This is a genomic window from Fusibacter sp. 3D3, assembly GCF_001748365.1.
Lineage (GTDB): Bacteria > Bacillota > Clostridia > Peptostreptococcales > Acidaminobacteraceae > Fusibacter_A.
Map to the genome: position 1 here is coordinate 1 of NZ_BDHH01000022.1, position 26,153 is coordinate 26,153.

At 39.1% G+C, this 26,153-nt stretch carries 19 protein-coding genes, 2 rRNA genes and 1 riboswitch; of the genes, 15 read left to right on the top strand and 6 right to left on the bottom strand.

What is annotated here, in order from left to right; translation table 11 throughout:
• The 4 genes from F3D3_RS19515 to F3D3_RS19530 form a co-directional block, all read left to right on the top strand.
• Nucleotides 1-305: ribosomal RNA gene (locus tag F3D3_RS19515) — 23S ribosomal RNA — on the top strand; the annotation flags it as partial.
• Nucleotides 306-552: 247 nt separating this feature from the next.
• Nucleotides 553-669 (top strand): 5S ribosomal RNA (gene rrf, locus F3D3_RS19520).
• 1,237 nt (nucleotides 670-1,906) lie between these two features.
• Nucleotides 1,907-3,037 carry an ISAs1 family transposase gene (locus tag F3D3_RS19525; RefSeq protein ID WP_069872581.1) on the top strand — a complete coding sequence of 377 codons (1,131 nt, stop codon included), beginning with the start codon at nucleotides 1,907-1,909 and terminating at the stop codon, nucleotides 3,035-3,037.
• A 297-nt stretch (nucleotides 3,038-3,334) separates the two neighbouring features.
• Entirely contained in the window at nucleotides 3,335-6,634 is a 3,300-nt protein-coding gene (locus tag F3D3_RS19530) for a DEAD/DEAH box helicase (protein WP_069876120.1), read from the top strand.
• 24 nt (nucleotides 6,635-6,658) lie between these two features.
• On the opposite strand, the gene F3D3_RS19535 is transcribed toward F3D3_RS19530, so the two are convergent.
• Nucleotides 6,659-7,909, bottom strand: a complete 1,251-nt coding sequence (locus F3D3_RS19535; RefSeq protein WP_069876121.1) for an HD-GYP domain-containing protein — start codon at nucleotides 7,907-7,909, stop codon at nucleotides 6,659-6,661.
• Nucleotides 7,910-8,104: 195 nt separating this feature from the next.
• On the opposite strand from F3D3_RS19535, the gene F3D3_RS19540 reads away from it, so the two are divergent.
• From F3D3_RS19540 to F3D3_RS19575, 8 genes are all read left to right on the top strand, one after another.
• Nucleotides 8,105-9,826: a M3 family oligoendopeptidase gene (locus tag F3D3_RS19540; RefSeq protein WP_069876122.1), complete on the top strand. Its 1,722-nt coding sequence runs from the start codon at nucleotides 8,105-8,107 to the stop codon at nucleotides 9,824-9,826.
• A gap of 206 nt (nucleotides 9,827-10,032) precedes the next feature.
• A riboswitch (glycine riboswitch) is annotated at nucleotides 10,033-10,141 on the top strand.
• A 169-nt stretch (nucleotides 10,142-10,310) separates the two neighbouring features.
• Nucleotides 10,311-11,414 (top strand): glycine cleavage system aminomethyltransferase GcvT, encoded by a 1,104-nt coding sequence (gcvT, locus tag F3D3_RS19545; protein WP_069876123.1) that lies wholly within the window; start codon nucleotides 10,311-10,313, stop codon nucleotides 11,412-11,414.
• 86 nt (nucleotides 11,415-11,500) lie between these two features.
• A complete protein-coding gene (gene gcvH, locus F3D3_RS19550) occupies nucleotides 11,501-11,884 on the top strand; it encodes a glycine cleavage system protein GcvH (RefSeq protein WP_069876124.1) in 384 nt (127 codons plus the stop codon).
• Between the two features lie 2 nt (nucleotides 11,885-11,886).
• Nucleotides 11,887-13,233: an aminomethyl-transferring glycine dehydrogenase subunit GcvPA gene (gcvPA, locus tag F3D3_RS19555; protein ID WP_069876125.1), complete on the top strand. Its 1,347-nt coding sequence runs from the start codon at nucleotides 11,887-11,889 to the stop codon at nucleotides 13,231-13,233.
• Nucleotides 13,227-14,687 (top strand): aminomethyl-transferring glycine dehydrogenase subunit GcvPB, encoded by a 1,461-nt coding sequence (gene gcvPB / locus F3D3_RS19560; protein ID WP_069876126.1) that lies wholly within the window; start codon nucleotides 13,227-13,229, stop codon nucleotides 14,685-14,687. Before gcvPA ends, gcvPB begins: the two co-directional genes overlap by 7 nt.
• An 8-nt stretch (nucleotides 14,688-14,695) precedes the next feature.
• Nucleotides 14,696-16,099, top strand: coding sequence for a dihydrolipoyl dehydrogenase (gene lpdA, locus F3D3_RS19565; protein ID WP_069876127.1), 1,404 nt, complete (start codon nucleotides 14,696-14,698; stop codon nucleotides 16,097-16,099).
• 19 nt (nucleotides 16,100-16,118) lie between these two features.
• The gene (gene glyA, locus F3D3_RS19570) at nucleotides 16,119-17,354 is read left to right on the top strand and encodes a serine hydroxymethyltransferase (protein WP_069876128.1); all 1,236 of its coding nucleotides are present in this window, start codon (nucleotides 16,119-16,121) and stop codon (nucleotides 17,352-17,354) included.
• A gap of 477 nt (nucleotides 17,355-17,831) precedes the next feature.
• On the top strand, nucleotides 17,832-19,073 hold the full coding sequence (locus tag F3D3_RS19575; RefSeq protein ID WP_069876129.1) for an MFS transporter: 1,242 nt from the start codon (nucleotides 17,832-17,834) through the stop codon (nucleotides 19,071-19,073).
• 114 nt (nucleotides 19,074-19,187) lie between these two features.
• Here the strand turns inward: F3D3_RS19575 and F3D3_RS19580 are convergent, their stop codons facing one another.
• From F3D3_RS19580 to F3D3_RS19600, 5 genes are read right to left on the bottom strand one after another with little or no spacing between them, the layout of a single operon-like run.
• Nucleotides 19,188-20,297, bottom strand: a complete 1,110-nt coding sequence (locus tag F3D3_RS19580; protein ID WP_069876130.1) for an NADH:ubiquinone reductase (Na(+)-transporting) subunit F — start codon at nucleotides 20,295-20,297, stop codon at nucleotides 19,188-19,190.
• Nucleotides 20,298-20,308: 11 nt separating this feature from the next.
• Nucleotides 20,309-20,899 (bottom strand): NADH:ubiquinone reductase (Na(+)-transporting) subunit E, encoded by a 591-nt coding sequence (locus F3D3_RS19585; RefSeq protein WP_175438433.1) that lies wholly within the window; start codon nucleotides 20,897-20,899, stop codon nucleotides 20,309-20,311.
• Nucleotides 20,896-21,513 carry an NADH:ubiquinone reductase (Na(+)-transporting) subunit D gene (locus F3D3_RS19590; RefSeq protein WP_069876131.1) on the bottom strand — a complete coding sequence of 206 codons (618 nt, stop codon included), beginning with the start codon at nucleotides 21,511-21,513 and terminating at the stop codon, nucleotides 20,896-20,898. The genes F3D3_RS19585 and F3D3_RS19590 overlap by 4 nt, the downstream gene beginning before the upstream one ends.
• Nucleotides 21,506-22,114 (bottom strand): FMN-binding protein, encoded by a 609-nt coding sequence (locus F3D3_RS19595; protein WP_069876132.1) that lies wholly within the window; start codon nucleotides 22,112-22,114, stop codon nucleotides 21,506-21,508. The genes F3D3_RS19590 and F3D3_RS19595 overlap by 8 nt, the downstream gene beginning before the upstream one ends.
• Nucleotides 22,114-23,085 carry an RnfABCDGE type electron transport complex subunit D gene (locus F3D3_RS19600; protein ID WP_242877175.1) on the bottom strand — a complete coding sequence of 324 codons (972 nt, stop codon included), beginning with the start codon at nucleotides 23,083-23,085 and terminating at the stop codon, nucleotides 22,114-22,116. Before F3D3_RS19600 ends, F3D3_RS19595 begins: the two co-directional genes overlap by 1 nt.
• A 160-nt stretch (nucleotides 23,086-23,245) precedes the next feature.
• Between F3D3_RS19600 and F3D3_RS19605 the strand changes: the two genes are divergently transcribed.
• From F3D3_RS19605 to F3D3_RS19615, 3 genes are all read left to right on the top strand, one after another.
• Nucleotides 23,246-23,824 (top strand): hypothetical protein, encoded by a 579-nt coding sequence (locus tag F3D3_RS19605; protein WP_069876133.1) that lies wholly within the window; start codon nucleotides 23,246-23,248, stop codon nucleotides 23,822-23,824.
• 117 nt (nucleotides 23,825-23,941) lie between these two features.
• Nucleotides 23,942-24,724 (top strand): methyl-accepting chemotaxis protein, encoded by a 783-nt coding sequence (locus tag F3D3_RS19610; RefSeq protein ID WP_069876134.1) that lies wholly within the window; start codon nucleotides 23,942-23,944, stop codon nucleotides 24,722-24,724.
• 180 nt (nucleotides 24,725-24,904) lie between these two features.
• Entirely contained in the window at nucleotides 24,905-26,137 is a 1,233-nt protein-coding gene (locus tag F3D3_RS19615) for an aldo/keto reductase (protein ID WP_069876135.1), read from the top strand.
• Nucleotides 26,138-26,153 lie beyond the last annotated feature (16 nt).

A 26,153-nucleotide genomic window follows, 5' to 3' on the forward strand; every position in this document is an offset into this window, starting at 1 on the left:
TCGTGAGACAGTTCGGTCCCTATCTGCTGTGGGCGTAGGAAATTTGAGAGGAGCTGTCCTTAGTACGAGAGGACCGGGATGGACAAACCTCTGGTGTATCAGTTGWTCTGCCAAGAGCACTGCTGAGTAGCTAAGTTTGGAAGGGATAAGCGCTGAAGGCATCTAAGCGCGAAGCCCCCCTCAAGATGAGATTTCCCATCCTTTATGGAGTAAGATCCCATGTAGATAATATGGTAATAGGCCTGAGGTGTAAGTACAGTAATGTATTCAGCTGACAGGTACTAATAGATCGAGGACTTGACCAATGACAAGTTTTCACTTGTGAAAACGAGCAAGGTTTAAGACCACAAAAGAACAAATCGGTTAATCTGATATATGCAATTTTGAGTGTGCAAACATTGAGTTCTTGCTTGCAAGAATCTCAAGCCGACATAGCCTTTACGCAGTAAATGCAGGAGGCATGTCGGAGTGCTTAAACTCAATTAAATATCTGTTGACATAARCAAAGATATGTGATAAYATTATTCTTGCTTATGTAAATGAAAACATAAATCCAGTGATGAAGGCGGAGGGGCTACACCTGTTCCCATACCGAACACAGAAGTAAAGTCCTCCAGCGTCGATGGTACTTGGCGGGCAGCTGCCTGGGAGAGTAGAACGTTGCTGGTTACAAAGAGATCTGATTATCTAATAATCAGGTCTTTTTGCTTTTTTGCAGATAGTATGAGAGTAGAAGAAACATGAAAATGTAAGCTTTCTGTTAAACACAGCCTTCAAAATCATTTCTCACCACCCCATATAGCGTAATCTAGGCATCCGAGGACCAATCCGCAGGCATAGCCGAGGACTCTTGGTCTAAGGTTGCCTAGATGGAGCGAAACGTTGCTGGTTACAAAGAGATCTGATTATCTAATAATCAGGTCTTTTTGCTTTTTTGCAGATAGTATGAGAGTAGAAGAAACATGAAAATGTAAGCYTTCTGTTAAACACAGCCTTCAAAATCATTTCTCACCACCCTATATAGCGTAATCTAGGCATCCGAGGACCAATCCGCAGGCATAGCCGAGGACTCTTGGTCTAAGGTTGCCTAGATGGAGCGAAACGTTGCTGGTTACAAAGAGATCTGATTATCTAATAATCAGGTCTCTTTGCTTTTTTGCAGATAGTATGAGAGTAGAAGAAACATGAAAATGTAAGCCTTCTGTTAAACACAGCCTTCAAAATCWTTTCTCACCACCCYATATAGCGTAATCTAGGCATCCGAGGACCAATCCGCAGGCATAGCCGAGGACTCTTGGTCTAAGGTTGCCTAGATGGAGCGAAACGTTGCTGGTTACAAAGAGATCTGATTATCTAATAATCAGGTCTTTTTGCTTTTTTGCAGATAGTATGAGAGTAGAAGAAACATGAAAATGTAAGCCTTCTGTTAAACACAGCCTTCAAAATCATTTCTCACCACCCCTATATAGCGTAATCTAGGCATCCGAGGACCAATCCGCAGGCATAGCCGAGGACTCTTGGTCTAAGGTTGCCTAGATGGAGCGAAACGTTGCTGGTTACAAAGAGATCTGATTATCTAATAATCAGATCTCTTTGCTTTTTTGCAGATATAGGAGAATAGAAGAAACATGAAAATGTAAGCCTTCTGTTAAACACAGCCTTCAAAATCWTTTCTCACCACCCCATATAGCGTAATCTAGGCATCCGAGGACCAATCCGCAGGCACAGCCGAGGACTCTTGGTCTAAGGTTGCCTACACGGCTATCGCATGAAAAAAATGTAGAGTATTTTAGGAAAAGTGAATGCGAAAATGCAGAAGGAATAAATGGTAATAATTACAAAAAGGAATTAAAGAAGTAATGTCGAATTCAATACTAGAGGAAAAAAACTCTGGAGGAGAATTCATATGGACAAAACAATGTTTAAAAGTGCATTTGAAAATGTAAGCGATTTTAGACAAGAGTGGAAAGTAAAACATAAGCTGATAGAAATAATCTTTACAACAGTGATTGCAACGATTGCAAATGCGAATACCTGGATAGAAGTAGAATCCTTTGTAGAGGCAAAAAAAGAATGGTTTAAAAAATATGTGGATTTAGAGAATGGCGTACCTTCTCATGATACGTATAAACGCGTATTTGAAAATTTGGATAGTGATTCTTTTAATAGAGCCTTTATAAGCTGGACAAGCAAGCTATCGAATGAATCCGCTGGCAGAATAATCGCTGTAGATGGAAAAACATCAAGGGGATCACATACAGAAGATAGAAAGGCAATCCATCTGGTAAATGCGTGGGTAGAAGAAAATGATCTTTTGCTAGGACAATTGAAAACAGAAGAAAAGAGTAATGAAATTACAGCAATCCCCGAACTGTTGGATTTGCTATTTATAAAGGATAGCATAATCACAATAGACGCTATGGGTACACAAAAAAAGATAGTCGAAAAAATAATAGGAAAAGAAGCAGATTATGTACTCTCATTAAAAGGGAATCAAGGTAATTTTAATGAAGAAGTAAAAAGTTATTTTGAAGATGCAATTGAATCCAATTTTAGAGATTACCCAGTAAGTAGAAAAACAACTCTAGAAAAAGGTCATGGAAGAATTGAAAAAAGAGAGTATTATCAGACAAACGATATAGAATGGTATGTAGAAAAAGACAAATGGAAAAACTTATCAAGCATAGGTATGGTAAGGCGCACAGTGACCACAAAAGGAAAAGAAAGCGTAGAAGTGAGCTATTTCATATCCAGTTTAAAAACACCAGAAGAAGGACCATGTGAAGTGTTTGCAAAGGCCGTGAGATCACATTGGGGTGTAGAAAGTTGTCATTGGATACTTGATGTTGTTTTTAGAGAAGATCATAGCCGAGTAAGAATGAATAACGGTGCTGCAAATCAATCCATGTTGAAGAAGATAGCCATGAATATTTTAAAACAAGAGACCATCACGAAAAAGAAGACCAGTTTAAAGTTGAAGCGTTATAAAGCATCAATAGATGAGTCTTTTCTAACGAAAGTMGTATCTGAGCTGTAGAAAAAAGGCTGAGTTATACCATTCGTAGGGTAAGTCGGCTGTAGTGATACAAACGGTTTATTAGTTGTGCCCTCAAAACTGTAAAAAGGATTGAGCTCTGCATTAAAACATAAGTCATGCCACATAATCCAATAGCGCAATGCTATTTTTTTAAGACTTTGAATAAAAGCCTTGATTATGGTAGATTTTCATGCGATAGCCGTGGGACTCTTATCAGAGTCCTTTTTTAATTTGCATAAATAGGGTATAATTAATAGGTTAAGGGTGAGTAAGTTTAGTAATACACGAGGAGGCATCATGAAGTATAACTTAAGTCGATCTATCATTTTGAATTTAACAGGGAAGCCTCAGGTGTTTTCTGCGGGTTTGACTTTATATCAAAAAGAAAAGGTGTATATAACAGAAGGCGTTGGCGCTCAATCCATCGTCAGTATTGTTATGGAAGATCAGTCCTATGATGTAAAGCTCAAGTTTTCTAAACTCGGAGATCTATTGACTTCTAAATGCAGTTGTCATAAGACGTTAAAACCTTGTCGGCATATAGTGGCTTCTCTTTTACAACTCATGGATGATGGGGATTTGCTTGAACGTGTAGATACGATGGAGTTACCATGGCCGTTTAATGACAGTACAATTTATGATCAATCCAAAATAAAAATAAAGCGAGCGGATCCGACAGAAACAGCTGTTGTCAATGAAAGAAAATTTGACCAAACTCAGAATAAAGCAGAAATAAAAGTGATACACAGTGATTTTGATGGGATCATCAAGCGTTTTAGACAAAAAGGCAGCACCTCAAAAGCAGAAATTCAATTGATACCCTATCTTGAATTTACAGCGACGCATCACTCTAATGAATATCCTGTGAGAATGTCGTTTAAAATTGGTTCAGAATACCTTTATGTGATTAAAGATATTTTGCATTTTATGGAGGCTTATAATTCAGGAGAAAGCTTAAAATTTGGATCCCAGTTTACTTTGCAATCACAAGAAATGAAACTGTCCAGTGAGGGTCAGAATCTCATGGATTTGCTAGAACAATTTCATGAAGAACAAAAATTCTATGGCATTCCGGTCATAAAACATAGCGTGGTTCAACTCACACATCAAAATTTTATTAGAATTTTAGAAAACTGTAAATTGGATTATCACGATAAAAAATCGAATAAAAAGATCAAGATCAGAACACAATCGGATCTGTTTCAATTTGAACTTATTCAGAATGCATCGCATTTAGAGTGCAATATACTCAATCATGTGGATTTTAAACTTTTAGGGCATCATATAAACTATGTTCTAGTCCATCGAGAAAAACCGATTTTAATAAAGACCACAATAGAGCAACAAACCATTTTGAATACACTTTTTCCACAGAAAGTTGTCGTTCCTAAAATTGTATTCAACAGAACTCAACTTCAAAAATATGTGGACTTTATATTGCCTAATCTTGAAAAGATCGGTGTGGTTGAAATACATCCAGAACTTGAAAAACTTTTTATTCAAGGCGAGCTTGAGTTTGAAGTCTACTTGGATTATAATGGTGGCGCTATCCAAATTGAAGTTTTATTTAGGTATGGGGCGGTTAAAATCAATGGCTTAACAGAAGATAATCATCAATCAGACTGGATTGTTGGCCATAGAGATTATGCAAAAGAAACGGCTTTTATGGAACGCTTTGAGCGCTATCCCTATCATAGATTAGGCGATCACATCAAAGTCCTCAGAGATCACGAAATCTTTGAATTTTTAAAGACCGAGATTGTAGACCTTGAACAGAGTGCCACACTTTACAGAACCGAAAGATTTTCAAGGCGCCGGATCATAACAGGAGATAAAATTAAACAGAGTATCAAGACAAATGAATCCAGCAATTTGCTTGAATATGAAATTGAAATTGAAGGTTTTGAAAAAGAAGATGCCCTTAAGTTGCTCAGAGCGTATAGAGAAAAAAAGAAATATTATAAGCTCAGAAATGGCGATTTTTTAGCGCTTGAAGCAGGTCAATTTGAAACCATTGAGGAATTGACTCATTTATTCCAAACTAAAATGAACAAAAGCACTCAGATAATTGATTTGCCAAAGGCTTCCGTGTACTATCTTTCTCAACTTATGGATGAAGGTCGATTGGCCTTAATTGATGTGCCTGAGGACGTCTTGAGGCTTAACCATGAAAAAGCAACAGAGCCACTTGAAATCCCAGAACATTTGGTCAACATCTTGAGGCCTTATCAGAGCAAAGGTGTTTATTGGCTAAACCAATTGACCATGTACGGTTTTGGTGGCATTTTAGCAGACGATATGGGGCTTGGGAAAACACTTCAGATGTTGACTTTTATAAGGATTAGAAAAACCTTGGGATTTGGTAGAATTCTCATTGTGGCACCGACCTCGCTCATTTATAACTGGGCAAATGAAATCGTCAAGTTTACCGATTCGTTGACCTACGAAATTGTGGAAGGTGCAAAAGAAAATAGGGAAAAAATCATCAAAAGTAGCGATGCGCATATACTGATCACTTCCTATGGGGTGCTCAGAAAAGACCAAGAATTATACGGGCAATGCAATTTTGACATGATCGTACTCGATGAGGCACAACACATTAAAAACGAAGGCTCTTTAACTTCTAAAGTCGTGAAGCAAATTCCAGCAAAACATAAATTTGCACTGACAGGCACACCACTTGAAAATCACTTAGGAGAGCTTTGGTCTATTTTTGACTTTGTTATGCCGAGCTATTTGGGCACGAGATATCACTTTAGAGAAGAATTTGAAAAGAAATCAGAGTCCGAGGAAGATCAGATTCAAATGCATAAACTGAGACATCTGATTGAACCTTTTATGATGAGAAGAATCAAAAAAGATGTGCTTAAAGAATTGCCAGATAAGTTAGAAACGAACTTGATCGTGGGCATGACGGATGATCAGAAAAAGCTTTATACAGCCATGGTGGCTGAAATTAAAGGGGAATTTTTAGAGGATCAAGCTGAAAAACCCCTCGATGCGGACAAACGCATGCGGTTGTTGGTGGGTCTCATGAGACTTAGACAGATTTGTGCACACCCAAGTGCTTATCTTACCAATTATGAAGGGGGTAGTGGCAAACTTGAAGCCTTAGTGGAACTGCTCAGCGAACTTGAAGAGAGTGGACACAGAACCCTTGTTTTTTCACAATTTACATCTGTACTCAAATTGATTCAGAAGACAATCGGCACCAATTGTTTTTACTTGGATGGTGGTATGCCTGCTAAAGAGAGGATGCAAACTGTTGAACGCTTCAATCAAGGAGAGAAATCTGTTTTTCTCATATCCCTTAAAGCCGGTGGTAGTGGTCTCAATTTAACAGGTGCAGATACGGTGATTCACTTTGATCCTTGGTGGAATCCTGCAGTGGAAGATCAAGCCACAGATCGAGCACATCGCATTGGGCAAGAAAAACGCGTACATGTAATCAAGCTCATCACTCAAAACTCAATTGAAGAGAAAATTCTAGCACTTCAAGGGCGAAAAAAAGCCCTGTTTGATCAAATCATTCAACCAGGGGAAACTTTCTTAAACAAATTGACGATAGATGAAATTAAATCTTTATTTACCCTGTGATTTAAATCTCTCTTTGCAATCTGGTCAGGCACCTTTTGAAATGGCCTCTTGAAGATCAGAATATTGTTTTGCAGCAAGCGCTTGATAGTGATGATTAATCTGCGAGAGCTGTTCCATATGATCGATGACGATTTGAATGAGATTGAGATCCAATTTGCCATCGTTGCCTTCTGAGAGTAAAATTTCTTTTGCAAAAGCAATATTAGTATGACTGCGATAAGGACGTTCCTCTGTCAATGCAGAAAAAATATCTGCGATGCAGAGGATCATTTCTTTTTCGGTGAGATTAGAGCGCTTAAAAGGGTAACCCTTACCGTTGAGTTTTTCATGGTGACTTGATGCAATGGATTTTATTTCTTCAAAGCCTTTAATTTTGGACAGAATTTCCATCGTATAAAATGAATGTGATTTAATTTGAAGCATTTCATTTTTACTTAGGATACTTTTTTTGTCGAGCAATTCTTTGGAAAGTGCGAGCTTGCCAATGTCGTGAAAGTAGCCTGAAATCTCTAGAATATCTAAATTATCGTGATCGTATCCGAGGAGCTGCCCAATAGCGCGCGCGACTTTTGAAACGCCTATACTATGAGATGCCGTGTAAGATGATCTGAAATCAATAGCCAAGATAAAGAGTTTTGAAATGTCAAAGAGTGCATTGATATCTCTAATAAAGGCATCTGGTTTTAAAACGGTCATGATGATTTCTTTATGTCTGTCCGTTGTTAAATTGAGCCAAAATTCCTCTTGCCTTGAAAGAGACAAAAAGGCGTTTACATATTCTCCCATGTATTTTACATCTTGATCAGAAGTGATTCTGTATTTAATCTGATCGACCTGGTTGAGTATAAATTCGGATTTGTCTATTAAAACGGCAATGCGATCTGCTAAAAAAATCAAATTGGAGTAGAGGTTGTATTCTGGTTTTTCAATGAGGTTTGGATAATCATCGTGATGATAGCGCACCAATAGTGCGATTTTGTCAAAACCTGTAAGCGACATCAACAGTTGATAGCCAATTTCGCCATGATTTGTGATATCTTCAAAGGCATAATCCGTTAATTTCACACGATCATCAGCAGTGAAGACCCCAATATCGTGAATCAATGAAGCAATGGTGATTTCTTTTATATCTTTCTGACTTAAATCTAGGGCAGATGCAAGCTTCAATGCTATATAGGCAACGTCATTGTGATGATTGTAAATGCGACGATCAATTAAATCAAGGGATTCGCTAAAAGCGTGAAAGATTTCATTTTGTGATACTTGAATGGACATAAGACCCTCCTAAGTTTAATTTATTGCGACTTCAATAAGATGTATAGTTTATTTACCCACCGTTTTAAAAATGACACAGAATACTATTTAAATTTTGTTTACCCCGTATAAAAATAATTATACGGGATTGTTTTTTTGTGATACACTTATAAAAAGAACATGCGCCAATCAATAAGCACACAGTAGGAGGCAGCTATGAAGTTTACAGAATTTAAATATGAACGCCCTCAAATGGACGTTTTTAAAACCAATATGGATGCACTGATTGAAAGGTTCAAAAGAGCACATTCAGGACAAGAACAAATTGAAATACTACATGAAATATCGGGGCTCAGAAATCATATTGAAACAGCAGCGACTCTTGTGAATATTAGACACACCATAAACACAGAGGATGCTTTTTATGATGCCGAAAATGATTTTATAGATGATGCAATGCCGTCATACGAAGAAATGATCGATAGACTTTATAATGCACTGGATCAATCTCAATTTAAGACCGCATTAATGGCAGAATTTGGAGCGCATTTATTTAATATTGTGAGTGTCAAAATGAAGACTTTCAAGCCCGAAATTTTAGAGGATTTGAAACGTGAAAATAGCCTATCCTCTCAGTATACCAAACTCAGAACCTCTGCTAAAATTATGTTCGCAGGTGAAGAGCGCAATTTGGCTCAGATGGTGCCTTTTTACGAATCCACAGATCGAGCGGTTAGAAAAAGTGCCCAAGAAGCTGCGACAGAATTCTTTGAAGCGCATGAAAAGGCATTTGACGACCTTTACGACGAACTCGTTAAAGTGCGTCATGGGATTGCTAAAAAATTAGGCTTCGATAACTTTGTAGAACTGGGTTATTTAAGACTTACTAGAACCGATTATGATCACAGAATGGTGAAGACGTATAGAGATCAAGTCCTAAATGATCTGGTACCTATTGCGACTAAATTAAGAGAAAGACAGAAAAAAAGATTGGGTTTAGAAACTTTAACATATTATGATGAGCCAATCGCATTTATATCTGGTAATGCAACGCCTAAAGGAACGCCTGAGTGGATACTCCAAAAGGGCAAACAAATGTATGAGGCATTATCCAAAGAAACAGGTGAATTCTTTAACTTTATGCTAGAGAATGCACTTTTAGATTTAGAAGCTAAAAAAGGCAAAGCGGGCGGTGGCTATTGCACATTCATAAACGATTACAAATCACCGTTTATCTTTTCCAATTTCAATGGAACTTCTGGCGATATCGATGTTTTAACCCATGAAGCGGGTCATGCCTTCCAAGTCTATCAGAGCCGAAATTATGAGATTCCAGAATACATTTGGCCGACGTATGAAGCTTGTGAGATTCACTCTATGAGCATGGAATTTTTAACATGGCCATGGATGAAAAACTTCTTTAATGAAGATACTGAGAAATATCACTTTAATCATTTAAGTGAAGCATTACTCTTTATTCCATACGGTGTCCTCGTGGATGAATTTCAGCACTATGTCTATGAAAATCCAGACGTAACGCCTACAGAGCGCAAATCCAAATGGGCAGAACTGGAATCCAAATATTTACCCCATAGAATCTATGAAGACAACGATTTCCTTAAAAGAGGTGGCTACTGGTTTAGACAAGGGCATATTTTTAATGATCCGTTTTATTATATTGATTACACCCTTGCACAAGTTTGTGCATTTCAATTCTTTGTCAAGGCAGAGGCGAATCGTGAAAGCGCATGGGCGGATTATATCAGACTATGTAATAAAGGGGGAAGCTTACCATTTTTAGAATTGTTAAAGGTGGCTCATTTGGAAAATCCGTTTGAATTGGGCTCTTTAAAACGCATATTACCTGCTATTGAATCGTGGTTAGAGGGCGTGGACGATCGTAAACTGGATACTCAAATTGTTAAGAAAATAAAATAATTTAGAAGATTTAAAAAAAAGGTTGAAATTGACGTTCATATGCAATAAAATTATTTTGAGCGTGGGACGTTTTTTGAGACCACATCATCTGTTTATATGGATCCCAGTTGAAGATAATGCGAGATACCTTAAGAGGGTAGCCGAAGGAGCAATGATTAAAAATAGCCGTTTTTAATTTGAAACTCTCAGGCAACAGAAGTGTTATTGGATGGATCTCTGGAGAGACCGAAAGGCACCGAAGGAGGAAGTGTTAAAGTGAGGTTACTTAATCTCCTTTGGCGAGAAACTCTCAGGTAAAAATACAGAGGTATATAATGGCGACTAGCATTGCTACGTCCATTATATACCTCTTTTTGTCTTTAAAAAAAACAAATTCAAAGTGTGCATAAAAATGTGCATAAAAGGTATAACTATAAAAGAGAGCGCCTGGTGAGGCACTTAAGTTAAAGCAAATCACTGGGCGATACACGAAGGAGGAAGCAGGATGGATTCAGTTAAAAAAACAGCACTTTTTGATGTTCACGAAAAACTTGGAGGGAAGGTCATTGACTTTGCGGGTTGGGCATTACCGGTTCAATACGAAGGCATTATTGAAGAGCATGAAGCTGTGAGAAATGCAGCGGGTATGTTCGATGTTTCACACATGGGTGAAGTTGAAGTAAAGGGCAAAGATGCTTTTGCTTTTGTTCAAAATCTGGTGACAAATGATGTGGCAACGCTTGAAGATCATCAAATTCTTTACGGCATGATGTGCTATGAAGAGGGGGGTGTCGTGGATGATCTCTTGGTGTATAAATTGAATTCAGAATCCTTCTACCTCGTGATCAATGCAAGTAATGTCGATAAGGATTATGCTTGGATGGTTGAACAGTCAAAGGGCTATCATTTAACCCTTGAAAATGTTTCGGATCGCATTTCAGAAGTGGCATTGCAAGGCCCTGTTGCACAAGAAATCCTTCAAAAGGTAGTGGATGTCGATTTAGCGGAAATTAAATTTTTCTACTGTAATCCAAATGTGACCATCGCAGGTGCAAAATGCTTGGTGTCCAGAACCGGTTATACGGGCGAAGATGGCTTTGAAGTGTACACCGAGAATGAAAATATCGTCAAAGTATGGGAAACCATTATGGAAGCAGGTAAGGGCAAAGGGTTAAAACCAGCGGGATTAGGCTGTAGAGATACCTTGAGATTCGAAGCAGCATTACCGCTTTACGGTAATGAAATTTCTAAGGAGATTACACCTCTTGAAGCAGGACTGGGTTTCTTTGTAAAATTGGGTAAAGATAACTTTATTGGGAAAGATGCACTTGTGACTCAAAAAGAAGCTGGACTTCCAAGAAAAACAGTCGGTTTTGAAATGGAAAAGGGAATCCCAAGACATGGTTATGACGTCGTTGTTGACGATAAAGTGGTGGGCGTAGTAACCACAGGGTATTTCTCACCAACACTCAAAAAAAATATAGGACTTGCACTTGTTGAATCGGCCTATGCGGAAATGGGTGGGGCGCTTGGCATACAAGTTAGAAAAAAAGTTTTTCCTGCTACAATTTGCAGTAAAAGATTTTATCAAAAGAATTATAAAAAATAGTGAAAGTAAGGTATAATTTATTCAAAGAACCAAAGGGTTCACAGCAATAGGCTGAAATTAGGATGAATATTCAGGAGGTAATGAAGATGAAAGTTTTAAGCGGTTTGTATTATACAAAAGATCATGAGTGGGTAAAAGTTAAAGGTAATGTTGCATCTGTTGGTGTGACAGATTTTGCACAAAATTCGTTAGGATCAATCGTTTATGTTGAATTACCAGAAATTGATGAAGCATTCGAAGCTGAAGATAGTTTTGGCACAATTGAATCTGTAAAAGCAGCGTCAGATATGCTCATGCCTGTATCAGGTACAATTACAGAAGTAAATGATGAACTTGAAAATGATCCTTCACTTGTCAACTCTGAACCTTATGAAAATTGGATCATTAAAGTAACGCTTTCTGATGCAAGTGAATTAGAGGAACTCATGAATGCAGAAGAGTATGAAGCATATTGCAACGAGGAGGCATAATGATGTTTCCATACATTCCAAATACTAAGCAAGATGAAGCGAAAATGCTTGAAGTTCTTGGTATTGATTCAGTAGACAGATTATTTGATGACATCCCAGAGCAAGTTAAACTCAAAAGAAGATTGAATTTATGTGCGCCACTTTCTGAAGCAGAAGTGTCTAAACATATTAGAGGTCTTGCAGATAAAAACACATCTACAAACGCGCTCATATGCTTTTTAGGCGCAGGGGCTTATGATCATGCGATCCCATCTGTGATTCATCATTTGGTATCCAGATCTGAATTTAACACAGCCTATACCCCTTATCAACCCGAGATCAGCCAAGGCACGTTACAGGCGATCTTTGAATATCAAACGATGATTGCAAATGTCACTGGCATGGAAGTATCCAATGCGTCGATGTATGATGGTGCATCTGCCACGGCAGAAGCGGCTATGCTTGCCATGGCCAATCAAAAAGGGGATACCCTTCTCATTTCTGAAACGGTTCACCCAGAAGTCAGAGAAGTGGTTAAGACCTATATGAGATTTAACCATGTAAATGTCATTGAAATTCCATCAGTAAACGGTGTAACTGACATTGAACAACTCAAAAACGTCATCTCAAAAGAGACTGTTGGTGTAATCGTTCAATCTCCGAACTTCTTTGGTAACATTGAAGACTATACAGAAGCTGTAGAAGTGACGCATGAAAATAAAGCGCTCTTCATCATGAACGTCGATCCAATTGCCATGGGGATTCTCAAAACACCGGGCGAATATGGTGCGGATTTAGCAGTAGGTGAAGGTCAAGTTCTCGGCAATGGCTTAAATTATGGCGGCCCATACCTTGGGTTTATGGCAGCTTCTACAAAACAAATGAGAAAATTGCCTGGCCGTATTGTGGGTCAGACATTAGACTTAGATGGTAAGAGAGCTTTTACGCTCACACTTCAAGCGAGAGAGCAACATATCAGACGCGAAAAAGCAACTTCAAATATTTGTTCAAATCAAGCTTTAAATGCACTTTGTGCAACGATTTACCTCAGTGCTCTTGGTAAAGAGGGTTTAAAAGAAGTGGCGACGCAATGCGTTAAAAAGGCGCATTATGCACAGAGAAAGCTGATTGAGACCGGTAAGTTTAGAGCTGTATACGATGCGCCATTCTTTAAAGAATTTGTTCTTGAAACGGATATGAAAATCGAGTTACTTAATGAGAAATTAGCTGAAAAAGGCTTCCTTGGCGGATTTGATTTAGGCAAAGCATATCCCACAAATCAAAACAGAGTACTGTTCTGTGTAACTGAAAAGAGAACTAAAGAAGAAATTGATGCACTTGTAGAGGCAATGGAGGCAATCACATGGTAAAATACGATCAACTTATTTTTGAAATTTCAAAAGAAGGCAGAAGAGGGTATAAAATTCCTGGATGCAAAGTTGATGATGTAGAGATCAATGATGTCATTCCAGCAGAATTACAACGTAAGACAGTGCTTGAGTTACCAGAGGTGAGTGAGCCTCAACTCGTTAGACATTACACCTTATTGAGCAATAAAAACTTCGGCGTGGACACAGGATTTTATCCACTGGGTTCGTGTACGATGAAATACAATCCAAAAATCAATGAAGATATGGCGGCTTTAGACGGTTTCGTAAACCTCCATCCTTACCAAAATGCAAAGCAAACGCAAGGTGCACTTGAGCTCATGTACGATTTAGAGAGCATGTTGTCAGAAATTGGTGGCATGGATGCCTTTACGCTTCAACCAGCAGCGGGTGCACATGGTGAACTTGCTGGTCTGATGATCATTAAAGCTTATCACGAAAAACAAGGCGCAACCAAGAGAAATAAAATCATCGTTCCAGACTCTGCGCATGGAACAAACCCTGCGAGTGCTAATGTGGCAGGCTTTGAAGTTGTGGAGATCAAATCCACAAAAGAAGGCGCTGTTGATCTTGAAAATTTAAAAGCAGTATTGGGCGATGACATTGCAGGTTTGATGTTAACGAATCCGAGTACATTGGGTTTATTTGAACAAAATATCGTTGAAATTGCGGCGCTGGTACATGAAGCAGGCGGTTTGCTCTATTATGATGGTGCCAATTTAAATGCGATTTTAGGTCAAGCTAGACCTGGAGATATGGGTTTTGATGTGGTGCATTATAATCTTCATAAGACCTTTTCGACGCCTCATGGTGGTGGCGGTCCTGGTTCGGGTCCAGTAGGCGTCAAAGCCTTTTTGAAACCCTTTTTACCGGCACCAATTGTCTCTAAGGTCGAAGATCAGTTTGTTCTAGATTATAATAGACCGGACACGATTGGTAGAATGAAAGGCTTTAATGGCAACTTTGGAATCCTTGTGAGAGCTTATACCTACATCTTATCCATGGGCAGCGAAGGCTTAAAACGTGCAAGTGAGATGGCGGTACTCAATGCGAATTACATGCAAGCTAAATTAAAGGATTACTACAATTTACCAGTGGATACCATTTGCAAACATGAATTTGTGCTTGCGGGTCTCAAAGGTGAGCTCAATCAGTGTAGTACACTAGATGTGGCAAAACGGCTTTTAGACCATGGTTATCATCCACCGACCATCTATTTCCCGTTGATTGTACATGATGCCATCATGATTGAGCCTACTGAAACGGAGAGCCTTGAAACACTTGATGCATTCATCGATATTATGATTCAAATCAGTAAAGAAGCGGATGAAACACCAGAATTATTGAAACAAGCACCGACAACAACTCAAATTAGAAGAGTTGACGAAGTGCTTGCAGCGAGATCCCCAGTGCTCAAGTGGGAAAAACAAGTCTAGGAGGCCATATGCAAAAGGAAATCGTCGTTATAGGTGGTGGGCCAGGAGGTTATGTGGCAGCCATTCGTGGTGCACAATTAGGGGCTAAGGTCACTTTGATTGAGCGTCATAAAATTGGAGGCACTTGCTTGAACTATGGCTGTATCCCTACAAAGACGCTTTATAGAAATGCAGAGCTTCTAAACACATTGATGCATATAGAAGATTTCGGTATAAAGACGGGACCCGTTACTTTTGATATCCCTAAAATTCAATCGAGAAAAAAAGAGGTCGTCGATCAACTGGTCGGCGGGATTGAGCAGTTGATCCAAATAAACGGCATTGAACTCATTTATGGCAGTGCTGAATTTTTAAGCGCAACAGATCTGAAAATTACCACTGAAACGCATGAGGTCCGTACGATTTCATGTGAAAATATCATTATTGCATCGGGGTCAAAACCTCAGATGCCACCAATAGAGGGCATAGACCTTGACGGTGTTATGACCAGTAAGGAAATTTTAGAATTTAAGGATGTTCCAGAGAAACTGGTGGTAATCGGTGGCGGTGTGATCGGGATGGAATTTGCAGGTATCTTTGCTGCCATGGGCAGTACCGTTACGGTGGTAGAATATGCAGATCAAATACTTGGCCTGGTGGATACAGAAATATCAAAACGGTTTGCCGTAAGTGTTAAGAAAAAAGGCATCGATGTTCATAAATCGACAAAAGTCACTAAAATTGTCAAGACAGATAGCGGCTTAGCCGTAATAGGAGAGACTAAAAAAGGCGAAGTGACATTTGATGCTACCAGCGTTTTAGTCTCAACAGGAAGATCTCCAGTTATTGAAGGTTTAAATTTATCAAATGCTGGTGTAGAATATAATCGTAGTGGTATTATTGTAGATGCGCATTTTAGAACTAATGTTCAAAATGTGTATGCAATAGGCGATGTCAATGGTAAGCTTATGCTAGCACATGCTGCATCTCATCAAGGTATTGCTGCAGTGGACCACATTATGGGTGTATTACATCATGGCAATCATGAAGTGGTGCCAAGTTGTATCTTCGTTTTTCCAGAGATTTCTTGTGTTGGACTTACTGAAGATCAAGCAAAAGCAGAAGGCATTGAAATCAAAAAAAGTAAATTTATGTTTGGAGCCAATGGCAAGGCACTTTCTATTGGAGAGCCCGAAGGTTTTGTAAAAGTGATTTCTGATATGGACGATATCATACTTGGCGTCCATATCATGGGACCTCATGCGTCAGATTTAATTCATGAGGGGACACTTGCAGTGAGCCAAAAAATGCATGTGGATGCTATTGCAGGGACAATTCATGCACATCCAACACTTGCAGAAGCTTTTGCAGAAGCTACTATGGGACTCAAAGGTGAAGCGATTCACATGGCGCCAATCAAAACTAAAAAGTAACGTGAGAGGGGACCGATCCATGAATTTAGAAATCATTAAAAAAAATGATCCAGAGCTCTATGAATCAATGGCACTTGAACTTGAAAGACAATCAAATAATATTGAGTTAATTGCCTCTGAAAATTTTACAAGCAAAACGGTAATGGCAGCTATGGGTTCACACTTAACAAACAAATATGCAGAAGGCTATCCAGGTAAAAGATATTATGGTGGTTGTGAATTCGTAGATCTATCTGAAGATTTAGCACGTGATAGATTGAAAGCCTTATTTGGTGCTGAACATGCCAATGTTCAACCCCATTCTGGTTCCCAAGCGAACATGGGCGTCTATATGGCAGTTCTTGAGCCAGGCGACAAAATCCTTGGTATGAATTTATCGGATGGCGGGCACTTAACACATGGTAGCCCCGTTAATTTTTCAGGCAAACTTTATAACTTTGTTTCTTACGGCGTAAACGCTGAGGGTTTCATTGATTATGAAAATCTTAGAGCAATGGCAATTGCAGAAAAACCTAAAATGATTGTTTCGGGTGCGAGTGCTTATTCAAGAATTATTGACTTCGCTAAAATCAAAGCAATTTGCGATGAAGTGGGTGCTTTAATGATGGTGGATATGGCGCATATCGCAGGTCTTGTGGCTGCTGATCTTCATCCAAATCCAGTACCTTATGCAGATTTTGTGACAACGACAACGCATAAGACATTAAGAGGACCAAGAGGCGGTGCCATTCTCTGTAAAGAAGAGTTTGCAAAAGCAGTAGATAAGACGATTTTCCCTGGGATTCAAGGTGGACCTTTAATGCATATTATCGCCGCTAAAGCGGTTTGCTTTAAAGAAGCCATGTCTGATGAGTTTAAAGCTTATCAAAGACAGGTGGTTGAAAACGCAAGTACATTAGCAGATGCTTTAAAAGCAAAAGGCTTTAATATCGTATCGGGTGGTACAGATAATCACTTAATGCTTGTTGATCTTAGAAACAAAGAGATCACAGGTAAAGTTGCTGAAAAATTACTCGATGAAATCGGGATTACGACTAATAAAAATACAGTGCCAAATGAAACAGCGAGTCCATTTGTGACAAGCGGTATTCGAATTGGAACACCAGCTTCAACCACACGTGGCTTTGGAAGAGCAGAAATGCTTGAAATTGCAGATATCATCAGCTGGACAATAGACAACAGAGACGCTGATCTAGCGCCTGCAAGAGCACGTGTCAAAACCTTATGTGATCAATTCCCTTTATATAGGGATTAATCAAAATTACCGACCCCACAAAAAAAGCTGCCCTCTCCTCACAATTTGGGCAGCTTTTTCCGTTTTTTACTTTTCGTCTGTTATTTTTGCTTGACGCATTCAAAAGATCATTTTATAATGAGGAGAGGCAATTTAATTATTTTAGAAAGCGAGCATTACAATGAACTTCAGACTTTCATACTTTGCAGTAGCACATAATATTATAGCAAATTTTAGATTAGACGCTAGGAGTCTCACTAAAATTTAATATTATGTTAACCCGCAAGTGTCTGAAGAAGACTTAATTTTATATAATCTAAGATTGAGAACTCTAAGTGAATACCACTTGGAGTTTTTTGTGTTATCATGAGCTTTCGTTTGAATCAAAGCAGGCATATTAAGCCAGCTCTGAGTGTTTAGACGAGAATGAACTGACAAAAAAATGAACTTCCAAGGACCTTGCTGACACAATGAGTCTATTTACTTTGGAGGTAAACAATGAACAGAAAACAGAGATTGAAAAGCAATATCGGAAAGAATTATTTATTTACACTGATGTACAATTTAGATTTGACAAGAGGGATCTGGATGATTTATTTGGCAAGCAAAGGGATGTCATTAACGCAACTTGGATTACTAGAGACTATTTTTCACTTGACTTCCTTTACTATGGAGGTGCCAACAGGTGCTGTGGCGGATCTCTTTGGTCGGAAGACCAGTCGAGTAGGCGGTAGAATTTTAGCATTAGTAAGCGTGGTAATGCTACTCCTATCCAATCAGTTTTGGGGATTTGCAATAGCCTTTATTTTCTCAGCACTCTCTTATAATTTGGAATCAGGTGCGGGGGATGCACTTATATACGATTCTCTAAAAGAATTAGATCGAGAAACTGAATTTATGAGAATCAATGGCACAAAAGAAGTTTTTTATCAGACGGCAAGTGTGATTTCATTTTTTATAGGCGGTTATCTTGCAACCAAAAGTTATCCAATGGCCTTTTATATCACAATTGTGATAGGCATATTGACAATTCTACAGTCAACGTGCTTTATAGAACCTAAAATTGAAAAGACAAAAGTGGATGAGCGTGAATCCAAAAGAGAGGCTCTAAGTATTTGGCAAAAAGGCTTTTGTAGTTTTAAAGATCAGCTTGCGGACAGCGTAAAAGTGGTTAGACAAAACCCTAAAATTGCCTCATTGATGATGCTCGGTCAATTGATTGGTACCTTTTGTACTTGTATTTTTTACTATAATCAAAATTATCTAATATCATTACATTACAGCGAAGCTATTATCGGGCTGATTCTGGCGACTTCTTCAGTGGCTGCTGCAATCATATCGGCTCAAGTGCATCGGATTGAAAGCGTGATTAAAGAACGCGGGATTCTTTTAGGCGTCCCATGGATTACTGTAGCGTGTATATGGGGAATTGCACTGACACCTTATCATTATATATTCTTTATCATCATGATGATGACGGAAAGTGTGACCTACATTGCCATGACAGATTATATCAACAAGTTGATTCCAAGTGAGAACAGAGCGACGATTTTATCTTTCGCAAGTATGGTTTTTAGTTTCTTTATGATCATACTTTTCCCATTAGTGGGTGTGATTGGGGATCTATTTGATTTAAGATTCGCTTTTATTGTCATGGGGACCTTGGGGATTCTATTTGTGCTCATCAACAGTATTCTGATCTTAAAGAGTAAGCGTAAAGAACCCGTGCAAAACGATTAAGCGTTTCAATACCAAAGATAAAAACGATATTAACGGCTTATGGCAAGACTCAGCTGCGAGCGGAGTTTTGTCCACAAAAGAAGGCGTCAATATCGTTTTTGACATTCTAATCCTTTACTCAAATTTGTCGTATAAAATTTGTGTTTCGGGCATCCCTTTAGCCATCAAAATCGGCATCACCGAATCGATCATAACAGGGCTGCCACATAGATAAGCTTCTTGATCCGCGCAGTTTTCTAAGAACTTTTCAAGCAGATCGGTCACTCTACCTTTTTCACCAGTCCACTGACACTGTTCTGTGGGACGTGAGAGGCAGGTGATCAATCTAAAGTTAGGCAGTTCTTTTTCAAGTTGTTCAAGTGTATCTATTTCAAATAAATCTTCTTTTGTTCGAGCACCAAAATAGAACGTGACTTTACGCTTGATATGACTGTCTCGCATAAACTTTAAGATGGACATTATAGGTGCCATCCCAGTACCGATGGCCACCATGACCATTTCTCTATCTGTCTCTTGGTAGAAAAAATCACCATAAGGTCCAACCACCGTCAGTTTGGCACCGGGTTTGAGATAATCGTGAACAAAAGTAGTTGCAACGCCATTTTTAACAAGTCCAATGTAGAGTTCAATGGCCTTTTTGTCCAGTGGTGAAGAGGCGAGCGAATACGCCCTATAAACCTCTTCATCGTTGCCTTTGTATTTTGGCGCTAATATCTGAATGTATTGACCTGCTTTAAATTGAAGTTCTTCACCTTCAGGGAGCATTAATCTGAGATGTTTAATCGTAGGCGTCACTTCTTTTATAAATTCAACGCGATATTCAAATTGCTGGACGCTAAACAGCTCTTCAGGAATTTGAATTTTCATGTCGGTTTTAATTTTGAGTTGACAAGAAAGCCTGATCCCTTCTTTTTGTTCGTCAGGCGTCACATATCCCAGTTCTGTGGGGAGAATTTGACCGCCACCTTCAATAACCGTAACTTTACAATAGCCGCAACTCCCTTTGCCGCCACAAGCGGATGGAATGAAGACTTTTTGATCGACTAAAGAGGAGAGCAATGTTTCACCACCGTCTACTGTAAAGTCTTTGCTGTCGTTAATGGTGAGTTTCATTTCGCCGTAGTTCGCAATGGTTTTATTGGCAAGCGATAATAAAAAAGCCAATGCACCTGTGATCCCGCTAATCGTGGCGACGGTAATTGCAATAGTGCCCAAAGTTGTCATAGTATTCCTCCCTATTGTATTTGGACTATTCCTGAAAAGCCTAAAAAGGCAAGGGCCATAATACCCGTAATGATTAAGGTAATCCCTGGACCTTCAAGGCCTTTAGGCAGTTTCGCATTTTTTATTTTTTTGCGTATCCCTGCCATTGAAACGATCGCCAGTGTCCAACCTAAACCTGAACCCATGCCAAATGCGAAGGATTGAAATAAGTTGTATTCTCTGATGGTCATAAAAAGGGAAACCCCTAGGATGGCACAGTTTACAGTAATGAGGGGTAAAAAGATGCCAAGGGAGTAATATAAGGTTTCAAAATAGCGTTCAATAATCATTTCTACAAGCTGAACGAATGCTGCGATGACGATGATAAATACGATGAATCTCAAGTATTCAAATCCCAAAGGTACTAAAATGTAATGGTAGATGAAGTAATTGAGCACTGTGGTACAGGCAAGGACAAAGGTGACTGCTTGCCCTAAGCTCAGTGAAGTTTTGATTTCATTAGAGACTGCTATAAAAGAGCACATGCCAAGAAAATTGGATAGGATCATGTTGTTCGTAAAAATAGAAGCAAAGAATATGACAAGGGGATTGATTTCGATCATACCTGAGCACCTCCTTTTTCATCATTGTTGGGAAAGACATTTCTTGTGATCCAGATGACGATCCCCAGCATAAAAAATGCGCCAGGAGGCATAATCATCAATGTCCACTTCACCCAGCCTTCACCTAGTATTTGAACGCCAAAGAGAGAACCAAATCCAAGGAGTTCTCTGAAAAAAGCGATAAAGAGCAGAACGATGGTATAGCCAAGGCCCATGGTAAAACCGTCGAAGAATGAAATGAGAGGTTTGTTCTTCTGTGCAAAGGCTTCACAGCGGCCCATTATAATACAGTTTGTGATGATTAAACCCACATAGGGGCCGAGCGCTTTAGACATGGATGGCCAGTAAGCTTTTAAAAAAATATCCAAAATGATAACATAAGCAGATATAATAAGCGTTTGAACCATCATGCGGATATGTTTAGGGGTTTGCTGACGCAAAAGAGAGACTGTAAAACTTGAAAAACCCGTCACAAACATGAGACCAATGCCCATGACTAGTGAATTGAGCAGTAAATTCGTCACTGCGAGCGACGAACAGATGCCAAGTATTTGTCTGAAAACAGGATTGTCTTTGATCATACCTTCTTTAAAGACGCGTTTTAACTCATTCATTGAGGTTCACCTCCTTTTCAATGCTTTTAAGGTCGGTTACAAATTGATTGACCATGTCACGTACCGAGTTGGAGGTCAATGTAGCACCTGTAACGGCGTCCGCAGAACCCCCCTCAGCGGGTTTGAAGATCACGGGAGGCTCTGTTTTAATGGACATGTTTCGAAACTGCTCTTTAAACCATGATTCGTCTATACGCCCCCCAAGTCCCGGCGTTTCAGAATGCGAAATAAAATTAATCCCAAGAATGGTATCAAATTCTGGAGAAATGGCAATGTTACCTGTAATCGTACCCCATAGCCCTCGGCCAGAAAATTGAAAAGCATAACCTTGAAGTTCTTGATCGAGCTTGTAAACATAATAGGTTCTTTCATTGAGCGTTTGAGTGGTAACATGCTCATCAAAAGTTTTTTGAATGGACAAATCTTGTGATTCAAAGGGGATATTGAATACATATAAGATCGATTTTTGGATTTGAAGGGCTTCTTGTGCTTTAATAAGATCAATGGAACTTGCATTTATAAAAGCGAGCACAAATGTAAAGACAGCCGTTAAAACCACCATAAAGAAAACGGGATATAGAATTCTTTTTTTCTTAACCATTATTGCCCCTCCTTTGCAGGAAGCTTTTTACGATTTTTGATTGCGATGACAGCCTCATCTAAGATCGGTGCAAAAGTATTGCCTATCAGAATGGCAAACATAATACCGCCAGCAAATAAAGCAAATCCTCTTATGATCACAGTGATGCAGCCAATCATTAAGCCATAGATGATCCGGCCTTGAAATGTTTTTGGAGATGAAATGGGATCGGTGGCCATGAAGACCGCCCCGAAGAGGATACCACCAGCCATAAGCCCGTATATTGGACTCGGCACTTGTTGAAAACCTGAGAAATAAAAGGCAGAATCCATTATTAAAAAACCGATGATGACACTGAAAATAGTTTCTTTAGCAGCGGCTTTTGTGTAGATGAGGTAGATGCCCATCAAGAGGATTAAAAGCGCACTGGTCTCACCGATTGAACCCGCTATATTCCCAAGTAATAGATCCTTTAGGGGTGCTGTTTCACCAGTGGCTCTATAAATCAACATGGGCGTTGATTGTGTGATGGCGTCAATGGGCTTGCCTAAATAAGAAGTAAAGCCCCCAAAAAAGCCGTCTACTGGTTGGGTCCATTGTACGGTCATAAATTTGGGAAAATTGACGTAGATAAAAGCTCTCCCCACCAAAGCGGGATTGAATGGATTTTTACCAAAGCCGCCAAAGACCATTTTGCCAAAGAGTACGCCGAAGATAATCCCTATAATAGCGATCCAATATGGCGTTTGAGGTGGCAAGGTCATGGTGAATAAAATAGCGGTGACAAAGACTGCTTCAGTTATCTTTTGCGCTTTATTTCTAACAAAAACCCATTCGGTTAAGCAGGCGAATAAGGTGACAACGATCAGTAATATGAGTACGCGCAAGCCGAAAAAATAGATACCTGCACATACAATGGGTAAAAGTGAATAGACCACTTTTCTCATCATTGCTTGCTTCATAAATTTAATATTTTTGAGTGATAGCTTCAAATGTCTTCCCTCCCTTTAAAGTTCTTTAAAGTTCTTTAGAGTATCTCATCTCTATATATATCCAAAAGTTATTGAGCTATATCTATTTTCAAAAACTTTATTATTTTTTTTTTTTAAGTTATAATTTATGAGGACCCTATTTATAATTTGGAGGCGTAAATTGAGAAAAATTTATTTGTTAATATTGATGTTGCTGGGTATATTTTATTGGATAGTTGTATTAGATCATGTGAGTGGTACAGGCAAAACGGTCTCCCTTTTGATGATACTCATCTGCTTACTGATTGAAATTTTACTCATCAAGTACTTGAGAAAAGAGCCAAACGACATTCCTTTACGCTTTCGCTTCTTAATAGATTTGCCAAGTGGTATCGAGTGGTTTATTTTTTTCTGTTTTATTATAAAAGCACTCTCTGGCAGGGGGGCGTTTTTTGAAGCTCAAATTGAGATGCAAACGCTTTTATTTATACTGACGATTTCACTTTTGGTGGTGCCAAGCGCAGTGCGGCGTAAAAAGAGCCATCGAGCCATCGAGCTTAAGAGTATATTGCCCGTTTTAGTGGGCTTTATCGCGTTGGATAGAGGTCTAACTTATCTGGAGTTACAACATTATATACCACCGTTTTATACAGCGACAACCGTTCGTTTTGCAACGTCAAACCTGACGATGCTCATGTACGTCACTTGGATTGTAAACGTCGAATTTGTTAAAAAACAATTCTTACTTTTCAAGGATTAAATGATATAATAGAGTGATCTCATAAAGGTTAAAATGAAACTGGATAAGGGGTAGGGAGATAGCAAATAGGCACGTGAAATCCAATAAAATTTGTCTGAGGCATGGGAGGCTTAATATATGAAAATTGCAATAGTAGGTGCTGGCACTGGTGGTTCAAAACTCATCGCGTTATTTCATGAAATGGATCAAACTGAAATCACGACGGTTGTCGATAGAAACCAGCAATCTCAAGGGGTTTTGCTTGCAAAGCGCTTGGGGATAAAATGTGTAGCCGATATGTCTCAAATTTCAACAGAAGTGGATGTGATCATAGAAGCAACTGGTAATGCAAGTGTTTTAAGTGAATTGATGGCGCAATACGGCGGGAAAAAACGCATTATTCAGTCAGACGTTGCGGCACTTTTGATGACGGTTGTAGATCAACAAACGGAAACGACTAATAGATTGAATTATCAATTGGAACAGATCACTGAAACCAGTGATAAGCTGCACAAGGACATGGATTATATCGTATCTGTTACAAAAGAGCTCTTAGGCATTAATCAGCAGCTGATTAATGCGTCAGAAGAATCTAAAAAATTTATTTTACAAACGGATGAAATGATCAAGGCGGTTAATAAGATCACACAGCAGATTAAGATATTGGGACTTAATGCCAACATTGAAGCGGCAAGAGCTGGAGAACATGGAAAAGGGTTTTCAGTCGTTGCAACAGAAGTTCAAAAGATGTCAGACACCACCAGTACTTTTGCTGGACAAATTGCAGAGCTGCTTCAATCTCTTGGGCAGGAAAATGAACGGATTACCAAAGAGGTTTTTAAACTCAACCACATTGCTTCAGAACAAGAAAAAACAACGGGTCATATGAAAGAAATTGTCAATATCTTAAAGCAGATTTAACGAGAAATTGTGTTAAATAGGGTAAGGCTGTTATACTCGGCTTATTCATTCGAACGCGATCAAAACCTAGGGATCTTTATTATAGAACGCTATATGAAGAGCGCTAGGTTTGTTTTTTTACTGGCAAATAGGGTTAGAGTGTCAAATCCAATATGGTTTTTTGACGAAAGGAAGTTTGCGATGCAATATCGAAAAGTAAAGGCCACCGGCGATCCAGTTTCAATATTGGGTTATGGGGGTATGCGGTTTCCAGTGACTGCAGGCAAAATTGACGAAGAAAAAGCAACGGAACTGCTTAAAAAGGCCATCGAAGCCGGTGTTAACTATATTGACACGGCTTATTTTTATCACAATGGACAGAGTGAATTGTTTTTAGGCAAGTTTCTAAGTGCCGGCTACAGAGATCAAGTGAAGATTGCGACGAAAATGCCACCTTGGTCTGTCCATAAAAAGTCAGACTTGTCACTTATATTTGAAGACCAGATCAGAAAACTAAAAGTAGATGTGATTGACTATTATTTACTACATGCGCTCAACCGTGAAACTTGGGCGAAATTCAATGCTTTTGAGACTTTGCCTTTTTTGACAAATTTAAAGAAAGAACAAAAAATTGCACATGTGGGATTCTCTTTTCATGGAGATCGTGCACTGTTCAAAGAAGTCATTGACGCATACCCTTGGGACTTTTGTCAGATTCAATATAATATATTGGATGAGTTGAATCAAGCGGGTAAGGAAGGCTTAGAGTACGCAGCTTCAAAGGGGGTCGCAGTATTCGTGATGGAACCTCTTAGAGGGGGCAGTCTTGTAAAAAATTTACCTCAGCAAGTGCAGGATGCGTATCAGACATTCGATGCTGAACGGTCCCCAGCAGAATGGGCTTTGAGGTGGATTTGGAATCATCCTGGCGTGACGATGATCCTTTCGGGAATGACTGAGGATCAGCATTTGCAAGATAATTTATTATATGCTCAAAGATCGGGTATGAATGTCATGTCTCATGAGGAACTTCAGGTGGTTTCCAGTGTGAAGGCTATTTATCAAAGTTTGCAAAAAGTGCCTTGTACAGGTTGTCAGTATTGTATGCCTTGTCCTTTTGGCGTGGATATGCCTAGGTGCTTTGATCTTTATAATTCTGTATTTCTGTTAAATCAAAAAAATATGAAGGGGTTTTATTGGTTACAGCTTGGGGGCGCTAATGGCACACCTTCTTATGCTTCTCTTTGTAAAAATTGTGGGAAATGTCTGGAGCATTGTCCGCAATCCATTGACATTCCAAAAGAGTTGCTTAAAGTTAAAGCTTATATGGAGACGCCCTTGATGAAACCTGTCATAGCGGGCACAAAAGTATTATTGAAAGCGCAAAAACTGTTCGCAAGACCAAAAAAGAACGGATCAAGGGATAGCGTATAAACGAATATCGATAGAG

Excerpts from the sequence above, each read along its gene's own strand:
- F3D3_RS19590 (WP_069876131.1), bottom strand. The coding sequence starts at position 21,513 with ATGAATGAGTTAAAACGCGTCTTTAAAGAAGGTATGATCAAAGACAAT.
- gcvPB (WP_069876126.1), top strand. The coding sequence starts at position 13,227 with ATGGTAAAATACGATCAACTTATTTTTGAAATTTCAAAAGAAGGCAGA.
- F3D3_RS19580 (WP_069876130.1), bottom strand. The coding sequence starts at position 20,297 with ATGACAACTTTGGGCACTATTGCAATTACCGTCGCCACGATTAGCGGG.
- F3D3_RS19530 (WP_069876120.1), top strand. The coding sequence starts at position 3,335 with ATGAAGTATAACTTAAGTCGATCTATCATTTTGAATTTAACAGGGAAG.
- F3D3_RS19585 (WP_175438433.1), bottom strand. The coding sequence starts at position 20,899 with ATGATCGAAATCAATCCCCTTGTCATATTCTTTGCTTCTATTTTTACG.
- F3D3_RS19535 (WP_069876121.1), bottom strand. The coding sequence starts at position 7,909 with ATGTCCATTCAAGTATCACAAAATGAAATCTTTCACGCTTTTAGCGAA.
- gcvH (WP_069876124.1), top strand. The coding sequence starts at position 11,501 with ATGAAAGTTTTAAGCGGTTTGTATTATACAAAAGATCATGAGTGGGTA.
- F3D3_RS19615 (WP_069876135.1), top strand. The coding sequence starts at position 24,905 with ATGCAATATCGAAAAGTAAAGGCCACCGGCGATCCAGTTTCAATATTG.
- F3D3_RS19540 (WP_069876122.1), top strand. The coding sequence starts at position 8,105 with ATGAAGTTTACAGAATTTAAATATGAACGCCCTCAAATGGACGTTTTT.
- glyA (WP_069876128.1), top strand. The coding sequence starts at position 16,119 with ATGAATTTAGAAATCATTAAAAAAAATGATCCAGAGCTCTATGAATCA.
- F3D3_RS19610 (WP_069876134.1), top strand. The coding sequence starts at position 23,942 with ATGAAAATTGCAATAGTAGGTGCTGGCACTGGTGGTTCAAAACTCATC.
- F3D3_RS19595 (WP_069876132.1), bottom strand. The coding sequence starts at position 22,114 with ATGGTTAAGAAAAAAAGAATTCTATATCCCGTTTTCTTTATGGTGGTT.
- gcvPA (WP_069876125.1), top strand. The coding sequence starts at position 11,887 with ATGTTTCCATACATTCCAAATACTAAGCAAGATGAAGCGAAAATGCTT.
- lpdA (WP_069876127.1), top strand. The coding sequence starts at position 14,696 with ATGCAAAAGGAAATCGTCGTTATAGGTGGTGGGCCAGGAGGTTATGTG.
- gcvT (WP_069876123.1), top strand. The coding sequence starts at position 10,311 with ATGGATTCAGTTAAAAAAACAGCACTTTTTGATGTTCACGAAAAACTT.
- F3D3_RS19575 (WP_069876129.1), top strand. The coding sequence starts at position 17,832 with ATGAACAGAAAACAGAGATTGAAAAGCAATATCGGAAAGAATTATTTA.